Here is a 21,542-nt window from a genome sequence, read left to right as displayed (position 1 = left end):
GTCGATGCATTGGACCAGGCTAGCGCCGATGGCCCCGGTAGACCTCCAGGCAACCGAAGAAGTCCTCGGCCCGTCCTGGTGACAGATCACAGAACGGGACCGATCAGTACGTAAAATCTCGGTTCGCAGTGTGCCGCATAGGCTCATCGTGTGCCCCGCGCTCGAGCCGACAGCCGCCGCCCCCGATCGACGCGCCTGCATCCGGCCGATGCGCGCGCGTACTGGATGGCGTCGAAAATTCCGAGCGACCAGTTTCTGCTGTACTGCTTCGACAACGGATCCGAGGGCCTCGACGCCGAAATGCCACGACTGCACGAGCGCAGCGGGCGCATCGAGGTTCTGCGTCGACGCATCACCGACGTCGCATTCGGTCTCGACTATCCCCGCTGGACCGAGGCGGGCCCGCGCCCCGACACGATCTCCGTCCACCGAACGCCGCGCACCTGGCCGGAGTGCCTCGACGCGATCGCGGCATCGTTCGCCCGTCAGGTCGATCCCCGAGTGTCCGTGTGGCACCTGCACCTGTATCCGAACATCGCCGACGCTCCCGGCGGCGCGGCCGTCGTTGCCGTGCTCCAGCTTTCGCACGCGGCAGCCGACGGAACACTGGCCGCTCGCACTGCCCGCGACCTGTTCGGTACGCACCCACTTCCACCGGCCTCCGCGCGGGCGGAGCCTCCCGCGGTGTTCGTGCAGGCATCCACCATCGTTGCCGCTGCGACCGTCCCGCTTCGACTGGCACAGATGGTTCACGGCGGCGTCCGTGCCCGACGCGACGCGCTGAGCCTCGGACGAGGCACCGACTCCGGTGAGATCCCTCCGCCCGCACACTCGCGCGCTCCGACCGCCTTGGACGTGCCGCCCGCCGGCCGGACGGCGGTGCGCACCATCGTGCTTCCGAAATCCGACCTGCAGTCCGCCGGCACCACCGTCACCACTTTCGTACTGACCGCAGTGTCGGTTGCACTGCAACGGCTTCTCGGCGATGGTCCGGACCTGGCCGCCGAGGTCACGCTGGCGAGGGACACACGAGCCGACGCGCGAAACAATTTCGGCAACGTCGGTGTCGGACTGTTCACCGACGAGCCCGACATCCGCACTCGCAGTCGACTCGTATCGGCCGATCTGGCCGCGCGTCGGGCTCGCGCGAACCATCCATTGTCGGAGGCCGCCCGCGCGTCACAGGACGCCGTCGAAGCACACGTGCCTGCATTTCTTGCCGAATGGGGCGTCGCGCAGTTCGATCCGACCGCAGTCCCTCCGTCCGTCACCGGGAACACCGTCGTCTCCAGCGTCTCGCGCGGTGCCGCAGACCTCACGTTCGGCGGCGGCTCCGTCCGATTCACCGCCGGTTTCCCGGCCCTGTCCCCGGCCATGAGCCTGACCCACGGAGTGCACGGCATCGGCGATACCGTCACCGTCGGCATCACCTCCAACAGCGCGGCCGTACCCGACCCGGATCTCTACGAGGCACTCCTTCGCGACGCTCTCGCGGACGTACGCACGGCTCTGGCCTGACCGGGACCGAACTGCCAGACAGTTCTCAGCATTTGTCGGGCGTCGAGCTCAGGTTCTCCCACCAGACTGACAGTCATGAGCCAGCAGAAGGTCACCGTACTCGCCGTCGGAGGTACCGGAGAATCACATCCGTCCGACCACCGAACGCGGGTGACGGGCCTGCTGGCCTGCGTCGTCGGTGAGCTCGACGACCGGTTCGTCGGCCGGTGGGTCGGCTATCCGGCGTCGTACGGTCCGGTCGCATTCGGCGGACTGTGTTTTCGACACAGCGCAGACATCGGCGTCAGACGCCTGCGCCGCGCCATCGAGGGCACCAGCGGACCGATCGCCCTGATCGGGTACTCCCAGGGCGCGACCGTCGTACGCGAGGTGCTCGGTCTGGTGCACGCCGGAACGATCGACGGCAGCCGCATCGTTGCCGCTGGTCTGATATCGGATCCTCAGCAGCCGGTAGGTGCCGTCGACGGATGCACCGGACGTGGCGTCGCCGGTGCGGGTCCGGCTCTGCCCGAGTCGATTCCGGTCGAGTGGATCGGTCTGAAGTCCGACATGATCTGCAACGCCAGCGACGACAGCCTGATCCGTGACATAGCGGACCTCACCCGATGGATGTCGTTCCGGACCCCGAAAATCTGGCTTCGCGAGCTGTGGAGTCTGTTGCGCAGCAACAGCTTTCAGAACGCGACCCGAACCCGCCTTCGACCCTCGCAGTGGGCGAAGGATGTTCGACGCCTCCGCACCGCGGCCGTCGAGGTGTCCGGTTATCTACCGCAGTCGTTGCGCTGGCACCGATTCGAATGGGCCAATCCCGGCGGCGGGCGACACATCGCGTACGCACGCGAGCCGTACGAGGGCGACTCGACAGGATGTCAGGTTCTCGCGCGCTGGTTGGGCGGGCAAGCGGATCGGCGCGAGGAGCTGCTCAGGACTTCTCTGCCACAGCGGCGAGCTGCCTGAGACCCTTCTCGAAGTCCGGCCCGACGAGCTTGTCCATCGAGAACACTTTTCCGATCAGAGCGAACAGCTTGTTCTGCTTCCCTGACATTCGCCAGGTCACTCGGGTTCCGTCGGCGACGGGCTCGAGCAGGAACGCCGTGACGTTCCGACTTTTGAACGGCTTGGTGAACGCGAGGTCGAGCACGATTCGTTCTTCGGGAATCGACTCGGTGATGGTCATCGTCCCCGCGCCTGCCTTGCGGTTACCCGACCACGAGTACGAAGCGCCCACTCCGGCGTCGGGACCGCTGTAGGTGCGCTTCAGGTCCGGATCGACTCCCTCGTAGGGCGACCATTTCACCCACTGATGAAAGTCGTCGATCAGTGCGTGCACGGTTGCGGCGTCGGCCCGAACCACGGCGGAGCGCTCGACCAGGACGGGTACGGCTTCACCGGTCATTGCGGGTCAGTCCCTCTTGCACAGGCAGAAGATGTGCCCGGCCGGATCGCGGAACACCCAGAACGAGGGTTGCGCGTGGTCGATGAGTTCGGCCCCGGCGTCGACGACGAAGTCCCTGGCCTGCTCCATGTCGTCCACCACCAGATCGAGGTGAATCTTGATGCCCTCGCTGGGCCAGTCGATGGGGACGAAGTCCGGTGCCTTCTGAAATGCCAACCGCAGATCACCCGGACCGTCGATCACCACCCAATCGCCGTCGTCGCGAGACTGTTCCCAGCCGAGGATGGTGCTGTAGAACCGGCCGAGCGCAGCCGGGTCCGGGCAGTCGAGCACCGTGTAGTCGACGGTGATCCTCGGTGGTGTCATGGCGAACAGACTAACGCTCAGCCGCCGACGGCAGGGGCGATCGTCTCGAACCACGCCTCGTGCAGATGCTGCTCCCAGTGGTTCCACCAGTGCACACCGGTACCGGTGATCTTGACGTTGGGTCGCCCGCCCGCGGCCTGCAACAACGGAACGAATGCCCGGCTGCTCATCCCTGCAGCCGTTTCGAGCGGCACCATCTGCGCGAACCTGACGGGGTCGAAGCTGCTGCTGGCCGGGTTGAAGACCGGGTCCGTGGCCGGCGACCCACTACCCGAGGAGACGAAGACTGCCGTGTTGCGCAGAGCACCGACGTTGAGGGACGGGTCGTTGCGGATCCACTCCGCGGACGGCCAGGTGCCCCACATGTTGCGCGCGTTGCCGCCCATCTCGCCGACGGCGACGGCGATCCCCTGGGCGAATCCGGGACTGCTGGCGGTCGGGTAGCCGCTGAACGACGCGACCGCCTTGTAGAAGTCGGGATGGTGCGCGGCCAGGTTCAGCGCCGAGGTTCCGCTCATCGACAGTCCGGCCACGGCGTTGTTCACGTTGTCACTACCGAACCGATCCGCCATGAACGGCGGCAGCTCCTGGGTGAGGAAGGTTTCCCACTTCACCCGCCCGAGCTTGGGATCGTCGCGCTGCCAGTCGGAGTAGAAGGTGCCGCCGCCGCCGAACGGGATGACCACATTGACGTGCTTGTCGGCGAAGAAGCTCTCGACGTCGGTCTCGATGAGCCAGCCGCTGTTGTCCTCGGGTGCGCGCAGCCCGTCGAGCAGATAGAGCGTCGGCGCGGGTCCCCCACCGGCGGCTTTGAGCACCTTGATCGGAATGTTCTTGTCCATCGACGGCGAATAGACGTAGACGAGCTCGGAATCGGCCTTCGCCACACCGGTCCCCATCAGCACCGTTGCCATCGTGGCCACCAACACGGCCACCACAGCGAGCACCAGACTTCGTATCCGAGCATGCAGCATCGACATTGTCCCCTTGTTCGTATCTACCGACCGTCCCGGGGCAGGGTAACAGGCCGGTCACGGCACCGCCTCCTCTAACGCAGCGGGTTGTCGACGATCCACCACGCCGCATAGGGCGGCAACCACACCGCGCCGGTGTCGTCGACCTGCAGATCGTGCTGCGAGAGAACCTCGACCGGGGCCGGAATTCCGAGTTCGATCAGCTGCGCGTGCGGAAACGAGCGGTGTTCGGCGGTGACGTTGTAGAGGGCGACGAGGGTGCCGCTCGGATGCCGCCTGCGCACCACGAGCAGACCGTCGTCCGACTCGCTCTGCACGTCCACCGGCGCTTCGGCGTGCAACATCGGCAGGCCGGCGCGCACCTTCGCGATGCGAGCGATTCCGTCGAACACCCGTTGTGCGTCACTCCCCCGCTGGAATCGGCCGGCCCGATCGGCATCGGTCACGCGCGGCCGATGCACCCACCTGTTGTCCTCGGCATGGGCCGGTTCGTCGGCCCAGTTCGGATCTCCCGGGGAGCCGAGCTCGTCGCCGCTCCACACGACCGGGATTCCGCCCCATCCAGCAATGATGGCGTGTGCGAGAAAGATTCGACCGAACGCGCCGTCGGGATCCAGGCGGGACTCCCCCAGTCCGGTCAGCGCGGCTGCGGTGCCGCTGATCCGACGGTCACCGGTGTCCGGGTTGTACTGGAACACCAGCCCTTCGGCCCAGGAGCCGTCGAATTCGCCCGAGTACCAGTCGGCCAGAAAGTGCCGATGCCCTGCGCCCGAGAGTCCCAGGGACGCCGCGTCGCCGTCGTCGACGGCCCAACCGATGTCGTCGTGGCAGCGAACGTACGTCACCCAGGTGCCGCTGGGTGGTGTGGGCGGCAACGATGCAAGGGCATGCCGCGCCAATGCCGTACTGCCCGTTGCCAACATCGACCACACCTGGACCATCAGCGAGTTGTGGTACGCGATGTCCGAGACCCGTCCGGTATGCCGGCCCTGACCCAGGTACGGCAGCAGATCGCGGGGCCCGACAATGGCCTCGGCCTTGAACAGCGTGGCCGGAGCCGCCAGTCGGGCGGTGGCTCGCAGGGCCTGCGTGACCGCATGCACCTCGGGCTGGTTCTGGCAGTTGGTGCCGAGTCGCTTCCACAGAAATGCGATCGCGTCGAGGCGCAGCACTTCGACCCCGAGATTGGCCAGGTGCAGCACGATGCTTGCGAACTCCTGCAGCACAGCAGGATTGGCCCAGTTCAGATCCCACTGCCATTCGTTGAACGTCGTCCACACCCACTCGCCGAGTGTGTCGTCGAAGGTGAAGCTGCCGGGCGCGAAGTCCGGAAACACCTCGGGGAGTGTGCGCTCGTACGAGTCCGGGGTGGTGCGATCGGGATAGATCAGAAAGTAGTCTCGATACTTCGGATCGCCCGAGCGCGCCCTCTCGGCCCATTCGTGCTCGCGGGCAACGTGATTGAGCACCAGATCGACAACGAGACTGATGCCGCGTCCGCGCAGCGTTTCCGCGAGCGCCCGCAGGTCCTCGTTGGTGCCGAGGTCCTCGCGAACCGCGCGGTAGTCCATCACCGCGTATCCGCCGTCGTTGTCACCGGGCCGCGGCTGCAGCAGCGGCATCAGATGCAGGTAGGTGACACCCAGATCGGTCAGATGGTCGAGCCGCTCGCCCACCCCACGCAGCGTCTGTCCGTACCGATCGACGTAACAGGCGTAGCCGAACATGTCCGGCTGCTGGAACCAATCCGGTTCGAGCAGCCGACGCTGATCGAGCCGGTGCAGATCCTCGGGGCGGGACGCGTAGGCGCTGGCAGCGATCTCCACCAGGGTGGCCGCCACCGCGTCGGGATCGGGATAGACGGCCGTGACCGCGTCGTGCAGATCGGGAAACCACTGCTCGAGACGCAACTCGAAGGTCTCACGTCGGTGGGCGGGAAGCTCGGCGAGGATCTCTCGGGTGACGTCGGAGACGGCGGGGTGAACCATGGGCTCATTCTGGCATCGACCCCGGCGTGGGGACGCGCATACATCCGGTTACCGCGGGGTATCACAGCGCCATGTCATTGCTGACCCGCACATTGGACACGATCCTCGACAGAGCAGTCGTTCCCGGATACTCCCGCATCGGTGCCACGGTGCGTCGACGATTCTGGGCCGCGGATCCGACGCCGTTCCCCGCCCCCATCGACATGGTGGTGACCGGCGCGTCGTCCGGATTGGGCGCAGCCACCGCGAAGGAACTGGCCAGGTTGGGGGCACGGGTGCACCTGGTCGGCAGGTCGGCCGATCGGCTGGAGTCCGCGGCCGCGGCCATTCGAGCCGAGGTGCCCGACGCCTCCCTCGTGGTCCGCGAGAGTGACATCAGCGATCTCGATTCCGTGGCGGCCTTGAGCGCGGCTCTCGCATCCGAGCTGACGTCGGTGCACGCATTGGTGCACTGCGCCGGGGTCATGCCGGACGAGCGGCAACTCTCGGCGCAGGGGCACGAATCCGCTTTCGCCACCCACGTTCTCGGGCCGGTCGCATTGACCGTGGGACTGCGAGAGCTGTTCGACGCCGGATCGCGGGTCGTGTTCGTCTCGAGCGGCGGCATGTATGCGGTGCCGCTGCAGAACTCGGACTTCGAGTACGAGAACGGCAAGTACTCCGGTATGACCGCCTACGCTCGCACGAAGCGAATGCAGGTGGTGGTGGCCGAGCAACTGGCCGAACGCTTTTCGCTCGAAGACGACCCGGTGGTGCACAGCATGCACCCGGGCTGGGCGGCCACTCCCGGCGTCACCGGATCGATGCCGATGTTCGGTTCGGTGATGAAGCCGATTCTGCGCAACGCACACGACGGGGCCGACACCATCGTCTGGCTCGTCGCGTCCGACCAGGCCTTGACCAGTACCGGCACGTTCTGGCACGACCGGGCCCCGCGTCCGACTCATTACCCTTCCTGGCGCGGAGATTCACCTCGCGTGCGAGATGCACTGTGGGCGAGCGTGGTCGAGGCGACGGGGATCGAGACCGAACCCGCGGCCGGTGGCTCACAGACCGAGTAGATCGGCCGATCTGCGCAGGCGCATCAACACCTGAAGGTCGAGAGCATCGTCGGGGTCACGCCACTGCGTACCGATCAGCCGGTCGATGGCTTCGAGCCGTTGGTAGAGCGTGTTGACGTGCACTCCCAAGCTCGACGCGGTGGCCGAATGGTGGCGACCGTGAGCCAGATACGTCGACAGGGTCTCCATCAGCGGGACCCCGCGCTTGTCCTGCTCGGCTAGCAACGGCCCGAGCTTGTCCTCGGTGAGCTCGTCCAGGTGCTCACGGGCCAGGTGGCTCAGCAGGATTCGATAGATTCCCAGGCCGCGCGCCGAGGACACTTCTCCGTCTCTGCCGAGAGTCGTCAGCACGTCAGCGGTCTGTTGCGCTTCTCGGAACGCCGTCGCCAGCGCGTCGGCTCCTCGCGCGGGTTCGGCGATTCCCACGGTGGCCCGGGTGACGATAATGCGACGAACGGCAGCGGACTCGCGAGCGGGAACGACCAACAGGATTCTCGAACCCTGCTCCGCTACAACCGATCCCGGGGGCAGTGCGAGAGCTTCCAACTCGGCTCTCGACGCGTTACCCTGGGCGACCGCCACACAATACGTCACGTCCGGAGTCAGTCCGGCACGGTGGAACTGCCTGCGTTCGTCCTCGGGCGTCGACGTCGGATGGAGGAGTAGATCGAGCAGGAATGCGTCCTGCGCCCGGCGTGCGGATTCCGCGGCCGCGCGCTCCTCGGCCAGCGACAGCGCGATGGCCGGCACAGCTCGATCGAGAAGTAGGCGGGTCTGGTCGTCGTCCGATCCGACGGAGATCAACACCCCCAAGAAGCGACCGGCAGCCACCACCCGGCGCGCAGTGATCTCGTTGCCGACGGCAGTATCGGCACCCGCCCTGCAACGTTCGACCAAGGCTTCGACCTGGACCGCTCTGTCCTCCAGGGCAGCCGGTACGGACGCGCCATCGCCCACGAAATACGCCGGACGTTCGGTGGCCGACGCCACCTCCCGAACCAGACTCCGCACACCGCCTCCTCGGAGTACGACCTGTGTCAACGTGCGGTCCCATTGCAGAGTCTGCTCCAATTCGGTGGTGCGGAGCGATAATTCGGCGTTGAGGGTTTCGAGCGTGTCGATCGCTCGCACGTTCTCGATGGCGATGGCCGCGTGCGCGGCCAGTGCGGACAGCAGAGCGATCTCACTGTCTGCGAAATCCCGCTCCTGCCGCTTGCACGCGAACAGTGCGCCGATCACGCGGTCGCCGACCCGAAGCGGTACGCCCAGCAGACCGCGCATGTTCTCCGACCGCGCAGCACTGTCGGCTCCCGTGATGTGCCGAAATGCAGGTTCGCTCTGATAGTCGGGTGTCCACGACGGCGAGGCACCGCGCACGATCAGCCCGACGAGCCCCTCGTCCAGCGTGAGCCTGATGCCCACCAGTTGCGGGGTAAGGGCACCACTGGTGACCTCGATGACGAACTCGTCGCCGTACACCGAACCCATGTAGGCCAGGTCCACGCCGAGCAGCCTGCGCGCTTGGTCCACCACTTCCTGCAGCAGAATGCGATTGTCACGCACAGTCGTCAGGCGCACCGCGATGTCGTTGAGCGCCGAGAGTTCGGTGCTGCGCTGTTTGCGTTGATCGAGCAGAGTGCGCAGCCGGAGTGCCGCATGTGCCTCGGCTCCGGGACGATCCCGTCGATGGGCTTCCAATTCATCGACGGACGCGTCGTCGAGCAGCATTTCCATCCATGACTTCGCGGGCGACATGGAGAAAACCTACATTGGCCGAGACCCGCGTCACAGCTAAAGTCGAACACATGTCGCTCGTGGAACAGTTGTCCGAGGTCCTGCCCGCGGATCGGATCGTGGTTGACCCGGACGTCGTCGCCTCCTACCAGCACGACGAGGCCGAATGGGCACCGTATTCGACGCCGGTCGCCGTCGTGCGACCCCGCAGCGCCGAAGAAGTCCAAGCTGTCGTTCGTGCATGCCTGGCCCATGGCGCACCCATCGTCACCCGTGGGGCGGGCACCGGACTGTCCGGCGGCGCGAACGCCACCGAGGGATGCGTCGTTCTCGCGCTCGACGGCATGGACACGATCAAGGAGATCGACCCACTCGAGCGCTACGCCGTCGTCGAGCCTGGAGTCGTCAACGATCACCTGCGCGCAACCGTTGCCGAGCAGGGTCTGTGGTATCCCCCGGATCCGGCCAGTGCGCCGTGGTCGACCATCGGCGGCAACGTCGCCACCAATGCCGGCGGATTGTGCTGCGTCAAGTACGGCGTCACACGCGACTACGTGATGGGCATGCAGGTCGTCACCGGAACCGGAGAACTGGTTCGACTCGGCCGCAAGACCGCCAAAGGCGTTGCCGGCTACGACCTTGCAGGCTTGATGGTCGGATCGGAGGGCACCCTCGGCATCATCACCGAGGTGACCCTGAAACTACGCCCGCTCCAGGATCCGCAGCGGACCGTCGCCGGCTACTTCGATTCGATCGTCGACGCCGGACGTGCCGTCGCCGCGGTGGCCGCCGCCGGCTTGACGCCGTCCGCACTGGAATTGATCGACAGGCAGTGCCTCATCGCCGTCGACGCGTGGAAGAACATGGGCCTGTCGGTCGAGGCCAATGTGGTGTTGCTCGGACGTATCGACGATCCGGGTCTCATCGGAGACCAGGAAGCCGAGAAGATGCTCTCGTGCTTCGACGAGGCCGGAGCGACCTGGTCTGCGGTCTCGACCGATCAGGAAGAGGCCGACGCTCTGTTTGCGGCCCGACGATTGGCGTATCCCGCGATGGAACGTCTGGGTCCGGTGTTGACCGAGGACGTGTGTGTGCCGAAGAAGCATGTACCCGAGATGCTTTCGCGCATCGAGCAGATCGGCCTTCGCTACGAGACGACCATCGCCAACATCGCACACGCCGGTGACGGAAACCTCCACCCGCTGCTCATCACTCCGCACGACGACCTTCCGGCTCGCGAACGCGCTCAGGCCGCCTTCGCCGAGATCATCGACGCTGCACTGGAACTCGGCGGCACCGTGACCGGCGAACACGGAGTCGGACTGCTCAAGATGGACGGCCTGGTACAGGAACTCGACCCGGTGGTGTTGGAAATGCACCGAGCTGTGAAAAAGGCACTGGATCCCCATGGAATCCTGAACCCGGGCAAAGTGTTCACACCCTGACAGCGCTTGGTTCGCACGGTCCTATGGTTGTGTTCGCAGACTGCCGTTGTGCAGCAAGGTAACCAGCAGACTCGGGAGGCCGTTGATCAGGACGAGAACCGCAATCACTAGACCCACGGCCAGCCACGGCTCAGTCAGCCAGAAATGATTGCCGAGCTGTAGCGCACCGACGATACTCAGTATCCATCCAGCCGCCTGGGCACGTCGGGCACGCTGGGCAGGCCTGACCGGATACGAGCCGTTCACTGTGGGCAACGTACGGCCATAGTTCTCACGGGCTGCGATTCGAGCTGCCACGACGTGAAGCAGTACAGCAAACGTCATGGCACACAACGCAAGCACCATGTGACTGTCACCCGCTTCCCGATCAGTCCCTGTCAGCCTAGTTTCTCACCCTCTGAGACGATAGGCCGATGACGACCAAGCTGACGATGAACTTCGGATCTGCGCTTCCCATCGGGTGGACCGAACTCGACCGCAATGCGGAAGCGGAGCACTGGTCGGTGTTCACAAGTAAGTTCGGGTTTCGACCCGGGACAAAGCCTGACTCGTGGCCGGCCATTTCCGAGCCTGCCCCCTCGATGACATTCGACCTCGCCGCCCATTCCGTCCGCACGACAGCGTCGTGGTCTGCCCGAGCCGACGCGATCAACGCGGAAGCGTTGCGCTGCTTCGTCACCGAGTTTTCGGACAACCCCACCTTCGTCGTCCTGGACTGGCAACACCCCGGCTACAGCTTCGACGCGGAAGCGCACGCCGACGCGGCCGAGAACGGTGAGTGGCGCGTCCCCGTCCACCCGAACGGCGACTACTACATCTTCGCCCGAGACGGATTCACCGAAGGGACCTTCGGCCATCCGTGGGAACGCACCTTGTGTGTCTTCGGACCGCGTATGGTCGCCACGCTCGGTCACACCTTGGCAACATGGCTTCCCACGATCCGCGTCGACGGCCTGCGAGCGGCGGCTCGATAACCGTCGGAGGCCGCCGGGAGGTCAGAGCACCGTGGATTTCGATTCGAATGCGTCAGCCATCGAATCGCTGGATCCGCCAGGGCGGAGTCTCGCGACGCGGTCGGACCCTGATCGCGCGAAACCGATAACCGTCCTGATCGACAGCAGGCTCCCACTCGAAGTCGACCTGCTCGCCTACTGCGAGCTCGGAGACACCTCCACCGATGTCGAACCCTGTTCCCGATCGAGAGTCGATGACCCCATCGGGATGCAGCGCGCTGAAGAATGACCAGCTTCGCCCGGAGTGTCCTCGGAATCGATGACGCCCTCCATGCCGAGAATCTCCCAGCTCCGGACCCGCCCGCGACTCGTCATCCGTCGAGTATGTCCGGTGTTCGCCGCAAGAGCCGAATCCGGTTCCGTGCACATACTCAGCTTCGTGCGCAGCCGTTCGTCAGTGCGCCACCGGCACATTTGTATTGCTCTCGGAGCGGACTCCCATTCGGCTGCGCAGAGCGATCACCAACACCACCGCCATGAGCATGACACCGCCGACCACCCACAGGCCCGCCTTGGCGTTGCCAGTGGCGTCGAGCAGCCACCCCGTCACGTATGGGGCACCGAAGCCCGAGGTGTTGCCGACCGAGTTGATGATCGCGATTCCAGCCGCTGCGCCGGCTCCGGTGAGGAAGGTGCTGGGCAGGTACCAGAAAACAGGTAGAGCGCAGAACACGCCGACGGCGTTGACGGTCACCGCAATCATGGTGGTGAACGGTGAATCCATGTACAGCGCAAACGGAATGGAGATCGCACCGATCAGAGTCGGTATCGCTACATGCCACGTTCGCTCGCCGGTCCGGTCCGAATGCCGACTCCAGAGCACCATCGCTACCGCGCCCACTGCGAACGGCACGGCCACGATGAGTCCCGTGGTCACGAGCGAGAAGTCGGTATCGAACGTCTGCTTGAATCCCGCGACGATGCTGGGCAGAAAAAAACTCAGGGAGTAGAGGCCGTAGGTGATGCCGAAGTAGATCAGGCCGAGCATCCATACTCGTACGTCACCGAGCGCATGCTTGACCGAGCCGCTGACGTGCCCGCCTTTCACTGCGTCCTCGGACTCCAATTCCGCAGTGAGCCATTCCTTCTCGTCAACGGTGAGCCACTTCGCCTGAGACGGTCGATCCGTGAGATAGAACCAGGTGATCACGCCGAGCAGAATCGCCGGAATGCCTTCGAGGAGGAACATAACCCGCCAACCCGACAGTCCGAACAGACCGTCCAGGTACTGAATGATCGCACTCGACAGGGGCGCACCGAGCGCCGATGACACAGGCAGAGCCAGCAAGAACAGGCCCATCAACCGCACACGGTAGGCGCGCGGAAACCACATCGTCATGTACAGCAGTACGCCGGGAAAGAAGCCGGCCTCGGCGATGCCGAGAAGGATGCGTAGACCGTACAGCCACCCTGCCGTCGGCACGAAAGCCATGGCGGCGGCCACGATTCCCCACGACACCATGATGCGGGCGATCCACCGTCGGGCACCGAATTTGTGCAGCGCCAGATTACTGGGCACCTCGAACAGCAGATACCCGATGAAGAACAGTCCCGACGCGAGGCCGAACATCGTCTCGGTGAGGCCCAATTCGTCGCTCATGGTCAGCTTGGCGAGACCGATGTTGGTGCGATCGAGATAGTTGACGAAGTAAGCCAATCCGAGGAACGGGATGATGCGTCGAGCGACCTTCTTGACCACCCTTGATTCGATCTCGGGCTTCGACGTGACTGCAGGCATGGGCTCGGCCTTCCCTAGATCGAAAGTGACCTGGACCACGTTATGGGCGACTCGAGCGAAGGTCTATGGAGAAACCACCCATCGACGGCGGGTGTGTGAGGGTGAAGTCTCCAGCACTCGCCTCCGGGCTGCCGTGTTGCAGTCGACTGCCCACGCTGCGATCCTGTGGTTGTGCGGGTAGCTCTCATTGCCGATATTCACGGCAACATCGCGGCGCTCGACGCCGTCGTCGACGACATCGAACGCCATCGCGTCGACTCGGTGATCAATCTCGGCGATCTGTTGTCCGGCGGCCTGCATCCGCGTCGAACTGCGGACCGGCTGATGGCACTCGGTTTTCCCACTGTCGCGGGAAATCACGACCGCTATCTGCTCGAGCAGGACCGGGAGTCCATGGGCAGTTGGGATCGGCACGCCCATGATCGACTCGACGACGAGCATCGACAGTGGCTGGCCTCGCTGCCGTTCTCATTGGAGTTCGATGGCGGAATCCTCGCAGTGCACGGAACACCCACCGATGATGAGCAATATTTCCTGCACTCGGTGGACGACAACGGCTCTCGCGAGGCAACCGAGGCCGAGATACTGGACAGGGCAGCAGGTTTCACGAACCACTCCGTCATCGCCTGCGGCCACACCCACCTGCAGCGACAATGGACTCTCCCCAGCGGCACACTCGTGGTCAATCCAGGGAGCGTCGGCGCGCCCGCTTACGACGACGATCAGCCCTACCCGCACGTCATGGAATCCGGCTCTCCGCATGCGCGCTACGCGGTACTCGACGACCACGACCGTGGCAGCTGGACAGTCTCGTTCGAGCTGGTCGAGTACGACCACGTCGGTGCCGCCGCCGATGCCCGCGCACACGGGATGAGCGACATCGCCGACGCACTTCTCACCGGATTCGTCGGCCCTGCGCCGCAAATGCCGTCACACTGATCGCGTGAAGATCACCGACGCTCAGCGCCGACACCGGCTCGTCGCGCAGCACTTCGCCCGTGCATCGACCACCGAAGCTGTGGTGTCGTCACTCCTCGCGTTGCATGCCACCGATCCGGCGACGGTGTATCTGTCGGTGCTCGCCCGCGCTCGAACACTGGAACTCTCGGATGTTCGTGATGCGATGTACGAGCGCCGGAGCCTGGTGCGGTTGATGGCGATGCGGCGCACGATGTTCGTCGTCGCTCACGACGACGTTCCGATGATTCACGCTGCGGCGAGCCTGGGAGTTGCGCGCACCATGCGGGCACGCCTGATCAAGCAGGTCTCCACGTTGCCCACCGAACCGGTAATCGCCGATGTCGAATCATGGCTCGCCGCAACCGAAGCCGAGACCGAGTCGGCGTTGCGATCGATGGGGACCGCGACCGGGGCCGAGCTGTCTGCCGTCGTGCCCGGCCTCAAGACCGCGCTGCTGCCGACCACCGACAAGGTGTACGACGTCAAGCGGTACGTCACCTCGGAGGTACTGGTGATGATGGCCGCCGAGGGAAGGCTGGTGCGCGTCGAACCGCGGGGCGCGTGGACATCGCGACGCCACGCGTGGGCACCGATCGATCACTGGTGGCCGGACGGGATTCCCGATCTCGACGAGACCGAGGCACGTGCCGATCTTGCCCGACGTTGGCTCGAGGTGTTCGGCCCTGAGACCCTCGACGATCTGCAGTGGTGGACGGGCTGGAACAAGACACAGACTCGTCAGGCGGTGTCCGGACTGAACACCGTTACGGTCGAACTGACCGAGGGCGACGGAATCATGTTGCGCAGCAACACCTTCGAAAAGCCCTCTCACGCAGGAACTATGTTGCTGCCTGCACTCGATCCCACCCCGATGGGGTGGAAGCACCGAGCCTGGTATCTGGGTGAGCACAAGGCCCCGCTGTTCGACACCTTCGGCAACATCGGCCCGACCATCTGGTCCGGTGGTCGTATCGTCGGCGGTTGGGCGGTCACCGGTTCCGGAGAAGTGGTGACCGAATTCCTGGAGGACGTCGGGTCTCCGGTGTCGAAAGCCGTTGCAGCCGAGGCAGAAAGAATAACCACCCTGCTCGACGGCACCCCGGTGGTCCCGTCCTTCCCGACGCCGCTGGAGAAGAAGTTGCGGGGAAAGAAGTAGCCGATATCTGCCTGGGCAGCGGGGCACGCGGCCGAACGGTGCCCGAATTCGCGATAGGGTCGGACCGTGCCGATCAGTCTCGTTTCCATCGTCCTCCCCGTGTACAACGGGTTGCCCGATCTGGATGAGCAGCTCGAGGCCGTCGCCGCACAGGACTACACGGGCGACGTCGAGCTGATAGTCAGCGACAACGGCTCGACCGACGGCCTGCGCGCACACCTCGAGAATCTCTCTCTGCCTATGACGATCCGCATGGTCGACGCCTCCGCCAAGCGTGGAGTCTCGTACGCCAGAAACGTCGGCGTGAAAGCTGCGCACGGCGACATAGTTACCTTCGTCGACCACGACGACGTCGCTCATAAGACTTGGCTGACTGCTCTGGTACATGCACTCGACAGTTTCGACGCGGTGGGCGGCGCACTCGAAGTCGAATCCCTCAATTCCCCGGAGGTGGCGGCGTGGCGAACCGTCCCGCCGCCCGGCGCTCTGTTCCGCTCCGCCTATCTGCCGTACGCACCGGGGAGCAATTTCGCCATGTGGCGGAGGGTGTTCGAGAAGGTCGGAGACTTCGACGAAGACTTCGTCGGCGGTGCCGAGGACGTCGACTACTCGTGGAGAATTCAGCAGGCGGGATCGACACTCGGACATGCCGCGGATGCAGTGGTCGCCTACCGCGTCAGAACGACTGTCCGTCGATCGTTCGAGCAAGGTCGGGCGTACGGCCGGACGTCTTATCAACTGTCGACGAAGCACCGCGCATCGGGCTGCCCACACCCCTCGTCCTTGGTCAGGATTCCCGTACACGCGGTGTCGATACTTTATCTTGCGACAGTTCGTAATCCGTGGCTGCCGAAGATACTGAGACCGCTACCGAGTGGTTTGTGGGCTCACTACATCGGGATTCACTACGGCGCTCTGCGAACACGAGTGACCTCGCTCGGCCGACGACAGAGACCGAGCGTCCGATGACGCACGAGACCGTCGATGCGCTACGCGAAGAGACTCTCGGCGTCCTGCGGCCTCACGCGGAACCGGGAGATCGTGTGGCGCACCTGGACTTTCCGAATCACTACAATGCCGGTGACTCGCTCATCCACGCCGGTGAGGTCGAGTACCTGAAGCGGTTGAACGTGCACGTCGACTACGTGTCCGATCCGTTCACCCACAACGATGCTCTACTCGAAGAACGAATCGGCGACGGGACCCTGTTCTTGCAAGGCGGGGGAAATTTCGGCGACCGGTGGCCGATCGACCAGAGGTTTCGTGAAGCAATCGTTGCGCGGTTTCCTCGCAACAAAATAGTGTGCCTCCCCCAGAGCATCGACTTTGCCGATGCCGGAGCCCTTACGAGGACCGCAGCCCTGTACGCGCAGCACCCGGATCTCACCCTCATGCTCCGTGAACAACGTTCGTACCAATTGGCGCTCGAGCATTTCCCGAGCAATCGCGTCGAGTACTGTCCGGACATGGCTTTCGGTGCCGAGATCGCGCGCAGCGCCGAAGGCTCTGCAGTGGAGGTCGTGAAGCTCCTGCGCGCCGATTCGGAAAGCCTCGGTCATGCATCGGTGAACATCGACGCTTCATCCGTCCAATACGATTGGGGCCTGCACGGAACGGATCTGGCGATCTCGACGGCGGTGATGCTGCCGACTCTGATTGCGCAACGTTTCCCCAGAACAAATCGTCTGCTCTACCCCGCCCTTCTCCGCTCGTACGAGCAAACGGCGAAGCTCAACCTTCGTGTGGCCCAACGCATTCTGAACCTCGCACCCGTCGTCCTCACCGATCGACTGCACGCCGCGGTACTGGCGGCGATGATGGGCAAGCGTGTCGTGGCGATGGACAACGCGAACAGGAAGGTGTCCGGTATCTACGACGCCTACCTGCACCGCTTCGACAACGTCCACTTCGCGTCGACCACCGACGAGGCCGCCGAGTTGGTACGGCAGGCCGTGTCCGACTGTCGGTGAGAAACGCTGCTCTACCCCGCGCGGAGGTTCAGAAGGGGTAGCGCCCCTCGGCCCAGGCGCGGGCAGCCGGAGGTGTCACCCCATCGACCGGTTCGCCGTCGCGGAAGTACTGCGTGTGCAGAATCCGGCCCGCATCGACGGCTTCCTGCCATGCCTGGGTGGGACCTTCGCCGAACCAGAGCCACGGGGTGATGTCGTCCATGATCACGATCGAGTCCGCGGTGGCGAGTGGACGGAGGTCGTCGAGGTCTGCGCGAGCACCTTCCACCGAATGGTCGCCGTCGATGAAGATGACGTCGAACCGTACGTCCGGATGTTCCTTCGCATAGGCCGCGATGGTGATGTGCGAGTCGCCCCGGATCAGGGTGTGCCGGCCCGGAAAGTGTTCGTCGATATGTGCTTTCGCGGCGTCGCTGTAGGCATAGGCGGCCAGGTCGAAGGAGACGACGGTCGTATCGGGCGATGCGTCGAGGAACGCCCAACTCGAGAAGCCGGCATTGAACCCGACCTCACAGATCAGCTTCGTACTCTCCCGTGCCGCAAGCGAAGACAAGTATGTCTGCTCCGCCTCATCGGCTCCACGCTCGAAAGGTTCCCCAGCAGTGGCCGTTCGGTGCACCAGTGCTTCGAGTTCCTGCAGACCCATTCACGTTCTCCTATCGTCCGATTCGAAGCGTAGTCAACATCATTGGGCGGCGCAGACGACGACGCCCACTCGCAGAACGTGCCGCAATGATCACCGATAGGCGTCCCTGCGATGAGCAATTGCGATCACTCGCACCACAACTCGGGTGTCGTAGATTTGGTGGACGAGGGGTCACGGATGAACTCACGTCGGGCAACGACCGGACCCGCGGTCGACCGAACGTGCTCAGTCGACGACCGAACGGACGATCTCGGCGATGCGCTGCGCCGTGCCCTCGTCCACGGTCTCGAAGAACCACGCCGCAGGCATCAACTCTCCGTCTGCGCCACCGGCAGCGCGGAACACCGCCTTCTCGGTGATGGCCAGATTCAGTCGATCGTCGTTGCGCAGCGTCACCAGCGCCGGTGTGCTCGCCGACTTCGCATAGGCGGGCATTCCGTACCAGATTCGCGGCTTCAAAGTGGGTGCCGCGGACACGATGATGTCGTGCACACGCTGCATGACCGAACGCCGTGGTTCGTCCATCTTCGAGATCTTCTCGATCACCTGAGCGAGGTTCTTTTCGTCCTTCGACGACATGTCATGTCCTTTCGCCAACCGATGTCGGGCATCGGCACAATGAAGGAGGCGCATTTCTGCGCCGCACCCCATCCGGACATGTCCTGAACTGGTCAGGCCTCTCCTCGATGATTCACGTGGTTGCCACGTGGAAGCGCAGTCGGTGGCGCGTACCACCGCGGTAACAATATCTGACACTTGGCGGTAAAGCGCCGCCGATTCTGCAATTCGGCGACTAGACGTTGAAGCGGAACTCCACCACATCGCCGTCGGCCATGACGTAGTCCTTGCCTTCGATGCGTACCTTGCCTGCGGCCTTGGCCGAGGCCATGGAACCCGCGGCGATGAGGTCTTCGTAGGAGACGATTTCGGCCTTGATGAAGCCGCGCTCGAAGTCGGTGTGAATGACGCCCGCAGCCTGGGGTGCGGTGTCACCCCGATGAATCGTCCACGCGCGGGCCTCTTTCGGGCCTGCGGTGAGGTAGGTCTGCAGGCCGAGAGTGTGGAAGCCTGCACGTGCCAATGCATCGAGACCCGGCTCGGTCTGTCCGACCGATTCGAGCAGTTCGGCTGCCGATTCCTTGTCGAGTTCGAGCAACTCGGATTCGATCTTCGCATCGAGGAACACCGCATCGGCGGGCGCGACGAGGCGCGCGAGTTCGCCGATCTTCGCGTCGTCGGTCAGCACCGACTCGTCGGCGTTGAAGACGTACAGGAAGGGCTTGGTGGTGAGCAACTGAAACTCACCGAGCAGCTCGAAGTCCAACTTCGCCTTGGCCGAGAACAGCGTCTTGCCGTCGTTCAGCACAGCCTGCGCGGCCAGCGCCGCATCGAGTGCGGGCTTGCGATCCTTCTTGATCCGCACCTCTTTCTCGAGGCGCGGAATGGCCTTCTCGAGGGTCTGCAGATCGGCGATCGCGAGTTCGGTTTCGATGACCTCGATATCGGCGGTCGGGTCGACGCGACCGTCGACGTGCACCACGTCGTCGTCGGCGAAGACACGAACGACCTGGCAGATGGCGTCGGCCTCACGAATGTTGGCGAGGAACTTGTTGCCCAGGCCTGCGCCCTCGGACGCACCCTTGACGATGCCGGCGATGTCGACGAACGACACCAGCGCAGGCACGAGCTTCTCCGAACCGAACACCTCGGCCAGCTTCTCGAGCCGGGGATCCGGCAGCGCGACCACTCCGACGTTGGGCTCGATGGTGGCGAACGGATAGTTCGCGGCCAGCACATCGTTGTTGGTCAGTGCATTGAAGAGGGTGGACTTGCCGACGTTGGGCAGTCCGACGATTCCGAGGGTGAGGCTCACGGTCTATGGAGTCTACTTTGACGACACCACCAGCTCGGACAGTGCCCGGCCAGCGTCGATACTGGAAGCGCCGAGGGGTGCAAGAACGACGTGATCCGCTCCCGCCTCGTGGTGCTCCGCAACCCGCGAAGCGATCGTCCCGATGCTCCCCCACATCACCAGGCTGTCGATGAATCGGTCGCTGAGCTGGTCGACGTCGGCCTAGGAGAAGCCCATCCGCAGAAAGTTCTGCCGATAGCCGGGAACAGTGGCGAGAAAGCTCAGCGGCTGCCGAGCTGCAGCACGCGCCCGATCCGGGTCGGACTCGACCACGACTAACTGGTCGACCACCAACGTCGACCCACCGAGTGCACCGCGCGCCTGCGCCGTCCACTCCGGCGTCACCAGCAACGCGATTGCGCCGGCAGCGCGGTCCCGCGCCATCTCCAACTTCTTCGGACCGAGCGCCGCGAGCAGAAGGTGATCGGCGGGCACCTCGAGCTCATCGAGGTACTTCCTCAACCCGGCCAAAGGCCGAGCACTCTGCGGCCCACCGAGGCCGACAACGAATCGACCGGTGCCCGAGAGCCCGTCGAACAGCTCACCGGTCTGTGCAGGTGAGTACACATCGACCGGCACGATCCCCGGAACGATGGTCGCCTTCTCGGTCGCGTGGACCAGATCGGCCAACCTGCCGAGCCGATCCAGCTGTCCACCCGGCAACCAGACCGAGGTGAATCCGAGTGATTCCAACTCGTGTGCGTCGTCGAGGTACGACGGCGATACGTCGATGGAAATGCCGAGTCTGCCGAGACCGAGTGTGTCCATGCAGGCGACGCTAAAACCTCGAGTTATATCGAGGTCAAGTGCGGATCGCCGAACTCGGGTCCCAACTCGCCAAGATCGGCAGAATCTCGGCAGTGCTCGACCCGTCCTCGACCGTGTAGACGATGAGACTCTGATCCGGCTCGCTGGGCGAGGTCAGAAACTCGATACCGAATTCGAGGGTTCCCGCCGCCGGATGCTGGATGATCTTGGTTGCGCGCTCGAATTCGCGAACCTCGTGGTCGCTCCACCACTGCTCGAAACATGGCTCTGCGGAACGCAATTCGGCGATCAAGGCGATGAGCGCGCGATCCCCCGGTCGACGAGCGAGGTCACGGCGCAACCCCGCGACCGATGCTGCCGCGAACTGCGACCAATTGACGATTCGCTCCCGGGCGATGGGGTTGCGAAAAAGATAGTGGAACAACGACTGGTCGGCGGACGGTTGCAGACTCAGTACCGATCGGACCAGCGAGTTGCTGGCCAGGACGGCCCCGCTGCGCCCGAGCAGGATCACCGGCACATGGTCGAGCGCCTTCATGACCTGGAGCAGCCCTGGATTCGGTACCTGCGCAGCATCCTCGGTGGGCGTCGCCGGGGACGCGAGATCGAGTAGATGCGCGGACTCGACATCGTCGAGCTTCAACGCACCGGCGATTGCCAGCAGCACCTCGTTCGACACGTTGGCCTGCCGACCCTGTTCGAGTTTGCTGTAGTAATCCGGACTCACTCCGGCCAGAGCCGCCAGCTCTTCGCGCCGCAGCCCCGGCACCCGTCGGGCACCGGGATACGTACGAATCCCCGCCTCGATCGGGGTCATGCGGTCGCGCCGATCACGCAGAAATGCGCTGAGGGCGGACCTGTCTTTGTTCACGAATCCCACAGTAGCGACATGGGCGA

The 21,542-nt window shown here is 64.4% G+C and carries 20 protein-coding genes; 9 read left to right on the top strand and 11 right to left on the bottom strand.

Annotated elements, in window-relative coordinates; all coding sequences use genetic code 11:
* The first annotated feature begins 150 nt into the window (after positions 1 to 150).
* Positions 151 to 1,518 carry a WS/DGAT domain-containing protein gene (locus CH306_RS14855; RefSeq protein ID WP_143545391.1) on the top strand — a complete coding sequence of 456 codons (1,368 nt, stop codon included), beginning with the start codon at positions 151 to 153 and terminating at the stop codon, positions 1,516 to 1,518.
* 75 nt (positions 1,519 to 1,593) lie between these two features.
* The gene (locus tag CH306_RS14850) at positions 1,594 to 2,475 is read left to right on the top strand and encodes a PE-PPE domain-containing protein (protein WP_094646986.1); all 882 of its coding nucleotides are present in this window, start codon (positions 1,594 to 1,596) and stop codon (positions 2,473 to 2,475) included.
* Here CH306_RS14850 and CH306_RS14845 read toward each other — a convergent pair.
* The 4 genes from CH306_RS14845 to CH306_RS14830 form a co-directional block, all read right to left on the bottom strand.
* Positions 2,441 to 2,914, bottom strand: a complete 474-nt coding sequence (locus CH306_RS14845; protein ID WP_094646985.1) for an SRPBCC family protein — start codon at positions 2,912 to 2,914, stop codon at positions 2,441 to 2,443. The genes CH306_RS14850 and CH306_RS14845 overlap by 35 nt on opposite strands.
* A 6-nt stretch (positions 2,915 to 2,920) precedes the next feature.
* Positions 2,921 to 3,280, bottom strand: coding sequence for a VOC family protein (locus CH306_RS14840; protein ID WP_032394056.1), 360 nt, complete (start codon positions 3,278 to 3,280; stop codon positions 2,921 to 2,923).
* 17 nt (positions 3,281 to 3,297) lie between these two features.
* Entirely contained in the window at positions 3,298 to 4,254 is a 957-nt protein-coding gene (locus CH306_RS14835; protein ID WP_032394221.1) for an alpha/beta hydrolase, read from the bottom strand.
* Positions 4,255 to 4,328: 74 nt separating this feature from the next.
* Positions 4,329 to 6,242: an alpha-amylase family protein gene (locus CH306_RS14830; protein ID WP_094646984.1), complete on the bottom strand. Its 1,914-nt coding sequence runs from the start codon at positions 6,240 to 6,242 to the stop codon at positions 4,329 to 4,331.
* Positions 6,243 to 6,313: 71 nt separating this feature from the next.
* Between CH306_RS14830 and CH306_RS14825 the strand changes: the two genes are divergently transcribed.
* Positions 6,314 to 7,303, top strand: a complete 990-nt coding sequence (locus CH306_RS14825; protein WP_094646983.1) for an SDR family NAD(P)-dependent oxidoreductase — start codon at positions 6,314 to 6,316, stop codon at positions 7,301 to 7,303.
* Here CH306_RS14825 and CH306_RS14820 read toward each other — a convergent pair.
* A complete protein-coding gene (locus CH306_RS14820) occupies positions 7,289 to 9,037 on the bottom strand; it encodes a helix-turn-helix domain-containing protein (protein ID WP_094646982.1) in 1,749 nt (582 codons plus the stop codon). The two genes, CH306_RS14825 and CH306_RS14820, sit on opposite strands and share 15 nt — an antisense overlap.
* A 71-nt stretch (positions 9,038 to 9,108) precedes the next feature.
* Between CH306_RS14820 and CH306_RS14815 the strand changes: the two genes are divergently transcribed.
* Positions 9,109 to 10,482: an FAD-binding oxidoreductase gene (locus CH306_RS14815; protein WP_094646981.1), complete on the top strand. Its 1,374-nt coding sequence runs from the start codon at positions 9,109 to 9,111 to the stop codon at positions 10,480 to 10,482.
* Positions 10,483 to 10,895: 413 nt separating this feature from the next.
* Positions 10,896 to 11,456: a DUF2716 domain-containing protein gene (locus tag CH306_RS14805; protein ID WP_045199162.1), complete on the top strand. Its 561-nt coding sequence runs from the start codon at positions 10,896 to 10,898 to the stop codon at positions 11,454 to 11,456.
* Positions 11,457 to 11,889: 433 nt separating this feature from the next.
* On the opposite strand, the gene CH306_RS14795 is transcribed toward CH306_RS14805, so the two are convergent.
* Positions 11,890 to 13,233: an MFS transporter gene (locus tag CH306_RS14795; RefSeq protein WP_094646978.1), complete on the bottom strand. Its 1,344-nt coding sequence runs from the start codon at positions 13,231 to 13,233 to the stop codon at positions 11,890 to 11,892.
* Positions 13,234 to 13,404: 171 nt separating this feature from the next.
* Between CH306_RS14795 and CH306_RS14790 the strand changes: the two genes are divergently transcribed.
* From CH306_RS14790 to CH306_RS14775, 4 genes are all read left to right on the top strand, one after another.
* Positions 13,405 to 14,172: a metallophosphoesterase family protein gene (locus CH306_RS14790; protein ID WP_094647049.1), complete on the top strand. Its 768-nt coding sequence runs from the start codon at positions 13,405 to 13,407 to the stop codon at positions 14,170 to 14,172.
* A gap of 4 nt (positions 14,173 to 14,176) precedes the next feature.
* Positions 14,177 to 15,349 carry a winged helix DNA-binding domain-containing protein gene (locus CH306_RS14785; protein WP_094646977.1) on the top strand — a complete coding sequence of 391 codons (1,173 nt, stop codon included), beginning with the start codon at positions 14,177 to 14,179 and terminating at the stop codon, positions 15,347 to 15,349.
* Between the two features lie 66 nt (positions 15,350 to 15,415).
* On the top strand, positions 15,416 to 16,318 hold the full coding sequence (locus tag CH306_RS14780) for a glycosyltransferase (protein WP_094646976.1): 903 nt from the start codon (positions 15,416 to 15,418) through the stop codon (positions 16,316 to 16,318).
* Positions 16,315 to 17,319: a polysaccharide pyruvyl transferase family protein gene (locus CH306_RS14775; protein ID WP_094646975.1), complete on the top strand. Its 1,005-nt coding sequence runs from the start codon at positions 16,315 to 16,317 to the stop codon at positions 17,317 to 17,319. Before CH306_RS14780 ends, CH306_RS14775 begins: the two co-directional genes overlap by 4 nt.
* Positions 17,320 to 17,347: 28 nt before the next feature.
* Here CH306_RS14775 and CH306_RS14770 read toward each other — a convergent pair whose 3' ends face one another.
* The 5 genes from CH306_RS14770 to CH306_RS14750 all read right to left on the bottom strand — a co-directional run bounded on the left by CH306_RS14770 (position 17,348) and on the right by CH306_RS14750 (position 21,516).
* Positions 17,348 to 17,965, bottom strand: a complete 618-nt coding sequence (locus CH306_RS14770; protein WP_094646974.1) for a class I SAM-dependent methyltransferase — start codon at positions 17,963 to 17,965, stop codon at positions 17,348 to 17,350.
* A 225-nt stretch (positions 17,966 to 18,190) separates the two neighbouring features.
* Complete coding sequence (locus CH306_RS14765) at positions 18,191 to 18,544, bottom strand: DUF1801 domain-containing protein (protein ID WP_032394047.1); 354 nt, start codon at positions 18,542 to 18,544, stop codon at positions 18,191 to 18,193.
* Positions 18,545 to 18,758: 214 nt separating this feature from the next.
* Entirely contained in the window at positions 18,759 to 19,838 is a 1,080-nt protein-coding gene (gene ychF / locus CH306_RS14760; RefSeq protein ID WP_032394046.1) for a redox-regulated ATPase YchF, read from the bottom strand.
* A gap of 201 nt (positions 19,839 to 20,039) precedes the next feature.
* Positions 20,040 to 20,645, bottom strand: a complete 606-nt coding sequence (locus tag CH306_RS14755; RefSeq protein ID WP_094714342.1) for a hypothetical protein — start codon at positions 20,643 to 20,645, stop codon at positions 20,040 to 20,042.
* A 34-nt stretch (positions 20,646 to 20,679) separates the two neighbouring features.
* Positions 20,680 to 21,516, bottom strand: a complete 837-nt coding sequence (locus CH306_RS14750; RefSeq protein WP_032394217.1) for a helix-turn-helix domain-containing protein — start codon at positions 21,514 to 21,516, stop codon at positions 20,680 to 20,682.
* Between the last annotated feature and the right edge of the window lie 26 nt (positions 21,517 to 21,542).

Origin of the sequence: Rhodococcus sp. 15-725-2-2b (assembly GCF_002259075.1) — a bacterium.
GTDB lineage: Bacteria > Actinomycetota > Actinomycetes > Mycobacteriales > Mycobacteriaceae > Rhodococcoides.
Note: the sequence above shows the minus strand (reverse complement) of the source record. Positions and strands in the feature narration are given on the sequence as shown.

What these genes read in the sequence shown, in the direction of transcription:
- CH306_RS14830 (WP_094646984.1), bottom strand. Translation starts at nt 6,242, where the DNA reads ATGGTTCACCCCGCCGTCTCCGACGTCACCCGAGAGATCCTCGCCGAG.
- CH306_RS14805 (WP_045199162.1), top strand. Translation starts at nt 10,896, where the DNA reads ATGACGACCAAGCTGACGATGAACTTCGGATCTGCGCTTCCCATCGGG.
- CH306_RS14775 (WP_094646975.1), top strand. Translation starts at nt 16,315, where the DNA reads ATGACGCACGAGACCGTCGATGCGCTACGCGAAGAGACTCTCGGCGTC.
- CH306_RS14815 (WP_094646981.1), top strand. Translation starts at nt 9,109, where the DNA reads ATGTCGCTCGTGGAACAGTTGTCCGAGGTCCTGCCCGCGGATCGGATC.
- CH306_RS14850 (WP_094646986.1), top strand. Translation starts at nt 1,594, where the DNA reads ATGAGCCAGCAGAAGGTCACCGTACTCGCCGTCGGAGGTACCGGAGAA.
- CH306_RS14825 (WP_094646983.1), top strand. Translation starts at nt 6,314, where the DNA reads ATGTCATTGCTGACCCGCACATTGGACACGATCCTCGACAGAGCAGTC.
- CH306_RS14755 (WP_094714342.1), bottom strand. Translation starts at nt 20,645, where the DNA reads ATGGACACACTCGGTCTCGGCAGACTCGGCATTTCCATCGACGTATCG.
- CH306_RS14835 (WP_032394221.1), bottom strand. Translation starts at nt 4,254, where the DNA reads ATGCTGCATGCTCGGATACGAAGTCTGGTGCTCGCTGTGGTGGCCGTG.
- CH306_RS14795 (WP_094646978.1), bottom strand. Translation starts at nt 13,233, where the DNA reads ATGCCTGCAGTCACGTCGAAGCCCGAGATCGAATCAAGGGTGGTCAAG.
- CH306_RS14840 (WP_032394056.1), bottom strand. Translation starts at nt 3,280, where the DNA reads ATGACACCACCGAGGATCACCGTCGACTACACGGTGCTCGACTGCCCG.
- CH306_RS14765 (WP_032394047.1), bottom strand. Translation starts at nt 18,544, where the DNA reads ATGTCGTCGAAGGACGAAAAGAACCTCGCTCAGGTGATCGAGAAGATC.
- CH306_RS14845 (WP_094646985.1), bottom strand. Translation starts at nt 2,914, where the DNA reads ATGACCGGTGAAGCCGTACCCGTCCTGGTCGAGCGCTCCGCCGTGGTT.
- CH306_RS14770 (WP_094646974.1), bottom strand. Translation starts at nt 17,965, where the DNA reads ATGGGTCTGCAGGAACTCGAAGCACTGGTGCACCGAACGGCCACTGCT.
- CH306_RS14820 (WP_094646982.1), bottom strand. Translation starts at nt 9,037, where the DNA reads ATGGAAATGCTGCTCGACGACGCGTCCGTCGATGAATTGGAAGCCCAT.